This window comes from Calothrix rhizosoleniae SC01, from assembly GCF_900185595.1.
Lineage (GTDB): Bacteria > Cyanobacteriota > Cyanobacteriia > Cyanobacteriales > Nostocaceae > Calothrix_A > Calothrix_A rhizosoleniae.
Genome location: NZ_FYBH01000189.1, coordinates 1 through 3,200, shown reverse-complemented (window position 1 = coordinate 3,200; position 3,200 = coordinate 1). Strand labels below are relative to the sequence as shown.

The window sequence follows — 3,200 nt, the reverse complement described above, 5'->3', positions numbered from 1 at the left end:
TCCAAAATTATTGCATGAACCTAGAAAAATACTTGCAAAAAAAGATTATCTCAAGTTTGAGATAAACACAAATATTTGCCTATAAATAGGGGAAATTTAGATGTTTTTCCCTCATTTACTACATCTATATCAACTAACAACATGAACCTCAACAATAAAACTATCCTCATTACTGGTATTGGTAACTTTCTTGGTTTACGCACTACCGAAAAAGCTATTACTCAGGGGATAAAAGTTTACGGACTAGATAGTGATAAAGAGCAAGCAAAAAAAGCACAAAACTTGGGTGCTAAGGTAATTGTTGGTAATATTACAGATCCAGCTATTGCCGAAAAAGTGTGTCAAGGAGTAGATATTGTTTTACATGCCAATGAACTGGCGAAAGAAGGTGGTGAAATTAAGCAATTTCGTGACGTAAATGTCACTGGTACTATTAATATAGCTAAGGCTGCTAAAAATGCTGGTGTGAAAACATTTGTCCATATTTCTAGTGCTTTAGTATATGGCTTTAACTATACTGATGGAATTGCAGAAGATGGGGTACTGGCTGGAGAAAATAACCCTTATTGTGAAACCAAAATCGAGGCAGAAAAAGCTCTATTAGAAATTAATTCTCCATCGGATTTTGGTGTCATTATTATTAGAGCAGGGGATGTTTATGGACCAGGGAGTATTTCCTGGACTATAAGACCAATAATGATGATGCATCAGAAGTTATTTGCCTATGCTAATGATGGGGCAGGTGTGATCAATCATTGTTATATTGATAATCTCATTGATGCAATTTTTCTAGCTTTTGAAAAACAGCCTCATGGAGAAATTTTTAATATTACCGATGGGCAAGAAACCTCCTGGAAGGATTACTTTAATTCCTTAGCTGAAATTACAGGTTTACCAGCACCTTTTTCTTTACCTAAAGATGAATTAAAATTATTCCTCAAATTACGTAACCAAGGTCAAAAATTATTTCGTAAACCTACAGATATTTTCCCTGAAGCAGTAGATTTTATGTCTCGTCCCTATGCTTATTCCATTGACAAGGCACGTAATCTATTAAATTATGAACCGACAATTAATCTAGAAGAAGGATTACAAATTACTAAACAATGGTTGCAGCAAACAGATTTAAAAAAGCTGATGGACTAAATTAGTAGTCATTCCAGTAAGTTTTCAGACTGTATATAATTGCATCTACTATTTTTTCTAAGCAAGAGAAAAAATGGCTTTACTTAACTGTTCATAGATTTTTTCTTTTTCATTTCTAAGACTAAAGCTATGTATCAAAATCGATGATTGGTGCGTGAATCTATAAGTCTCATTGCCACATTTAAATATTTTTGCAGCATCACGCAATGGCAATAATGCGGTCAGAAAATCTACATTGCATTTTGTCTCCCCTACAGAAAAAATATTCCAGTTGCGTAAGTCCTAATTTCGTTATTAGCCACAGAATAACTATAGTAGATAATTAATATTATGAGCAAAGAACACCCAAAGGTAAGTATTGGTCTGCCTGTATATAATGGTGAAAATTTTATCCGTGCAGCTCTAGATTCGATTCTTGCTCAGACTTTTACAGATTTTGAATTAATTATTTGCGATAATGCTTCTACTGATAGTACTGAGGCAATTTGTCGAGAGTACATGTCAAAAGATTCCCGGATCACATACTATAAAAATGAGAAAAATCTTGGTGGTTCTCCTAACTATAATCGGACTTTTGAGTTGTCTAAGGGAGAATATTTTAAATGGGCAGCTCATGATGATGTAATTGCCCCAAATTTTCTCAGTCAATGTGTAAATATACTCGATGGAAATCCTGATATTATCCTATGTCACTCTTTGATATCTTTCATTGATGAGAATGGTAATTTTTTGAGAAATTACAATGTCCATCTCCGCACAGATTCACCCAAAATCCAGGTGAGATTTCATGATTTACTTGCCAAACATCTCTGTTATCCTGTTTTTGGTTTGATTCGCTCTAGTGCTTTAAAAGTAACTCCTTTGATGGGTGGTTATGGCGCAGCAGATGCAATTTTCTTATTAAGATTAGCTCTACATGGCAGATTTTATGAGATACCAGAATATTTATTCTTTTCTCGCAGTCATGGCAAACAATCATTGAGCATCTTATTCCCAGACTATATGTCATTTGCTAATGATAATAATAACTATTCAGTGAATATGTTGCCTGATTTATATGGCTACGCTCAATGGTTTGACTCATCTAACGATGATAGTAAACTGCTATTTCAACATTGGCGAATTTTTTGGGAGTATTTACGTTCAGCATGGCTAGTAAAAATGAGCTTTTATCAGCGTTTGTGTTGCCATATCAGTTTGATTAGACAGTTTCAAGGTACAGAATCTCTATTATGTAAAGATTTTGTCACAGCAGCTAAAATTTTGTGGAATCAATATACTAATTCTCAAACTATGCAAAAAACTAATTCCCAAATTTCAGAGCCTTAATAAGTTTGGGGAACAATTATTGAATTACTGGATTTTTTCAGCAAAATATTTATTGGGAATAATTAGATAATGCGAAACTTAACAGTCTCTCAACTTACTTATTTAGTCCTAGCTAGTCTTGTCAGCTTAGGCTTAACAAAAGCTACTAGTATGGAACCAACTTCTACCTTAACCGTAGTAGTAAATGGGATTCAAAACCAAAAAGGTGAAGTCTGTATTGGCTTATACTCCCAGCAAAAAGGATTTCCTTTGAATACTAAAAATGTGGTTAAAAGTGCTTGTACTCAAATCATAGGTAATTCTATTAAACAGCAATTTACTGGTTTAAAGCATGGAAATTATGCAGTAGCTATCGTTGATGACCAAAATGGCGATCGCAAACTCAACAGAGATTTTTTTGGTATTCCCAAAGAAGGGTTTGGTATTTCCAATAATCCTAAAGTATCAATCAAGACTGGTACGCCTAAATTCCGTGATGCCAGTTTTAGATTCAACAGTAACAAGACTATTTATATTTCCATGAAATATAAACTTGATACTTAATCACTCGTAGTATCTTTTAATTCCATCTGTAGAGATGATCCAAAATCTCTACAGATATATACTGGTTTATAGTTAAATTAAAATAAAAATAATTTTGAGTCTTTCTTCTTTAATCTTGACTTCTAATAGCTAGTTATTCATCGATTCCTCTATTTTAAAGTTGTGACAAAAAGAACTAAGTA

At 33.4% G+C, this 3,200-nt stretch carries 3 protein-coding genes; all 3 read left to right on the top strand.

Annotated elements, in window-relative coordinates:
* The first annotated feature begins 141 nt into the window (after positions 1–141).
* On the top strand, positions 142–1,146 hold the full coding sequence (locus CALSC_RS11825; RefSeq protein WP_088241551.1) for an NAD-dependent epimerase/dehydratase family protein: 1,005 nt from the start codon (positions 142–144) through the stop codon (positions 1,144–1,146).
* 330 nt (positions 1,147–1,476) lie between these two features.
* Positions 1,477–2,475 carry a glycosyltransferase family 2 protein gene (locus CALSC_RS11820; protein ID WP_088241550.1) on the top strand — a complete coding sequence of 333 codons (999 nt, stop codon included), beginning with the start codon at positions 1,477–1,479 and terminating at the stop codon, positions 2,473–2,475.
* Between the two features lie 69 nt (positions 2,476–2,544).
* Positions 2,545–3,018, top strand: a complete 474-nt coding sequence (locus CALSC_RS11815) for a DUF2141 domain-containing protein (RefSeq protein WP_088241549.1) — start codon at positions 2,545–2,547, stop codon at positions 3,016–3,018.
* Positions 3,019–3,200: the final 182 nt, after the last annotated feature.